This window comes from Desulfocastanea catecholica, from assembly GCF_054657295.1.
Genome location: NZ_BAAHYZ010000133.1, coordinates 1 through 473, shown reverse-complemented (window position 1 = coordinate 473; position 473 = coordinate 1). Strand labels below are relative to the sequence as shown.

Annotated in this window: 1 protein-coding gene; it reads left to right on the top strand. The window is 51.8% G+C overall.

Features of this window, described 5'->3' with window-relative positions:
- Positions 1 to 265: hypothetical protein (locus ACYQ8U_RS23200; protein WP_459947927.1), on the top strand; the 265-nt coding region annotated here is incomplete at its 5' end.
- Positions 266 to 473 lie beyond the last annotated feature (208 nt).

Genomic DNA, 473 nt, shown 5'->3' with positions numbered 1-473 from the left:
TATCTGCAAGAACATCTCTATCCTCGAACGAGTATCGCCCCAGGAGGTACTTGATGGCGTAGTTCATTGCAATTGCCTGGAGGTGGTTGCTGGCCCGGCGGGAGCCCTGGGTACCAGATGCGGCACTCCCCGGGGGGTGGCATGTGGCCAGGAGGGATCTCGCTCTGCTGCGGAGATGAATGATATATCCGTGCCGGTTGAGACGGGTACGGGTCGAAGATCACCATACCTTCTGCGCCACAGCCGGCAAGAAAGAAAGGTGTGAAAAAGCAGAGCAAGACTCTGGCTGCTGTTGCTTTGTATCCTTGATTTTTTTCAGGGTCCATGTCTGGCATATGCCACCCAATCGATTTACTTGTTTTTTCCCAGGATTTCCCGGCGCTTTTTGTCAAATCGTTTATTTTCTTCACGGACTTTTTCGTCGAACGTCCGGTTGGCCTCATCGACTTTTTTCTGCAATATGTGGCGCTTTT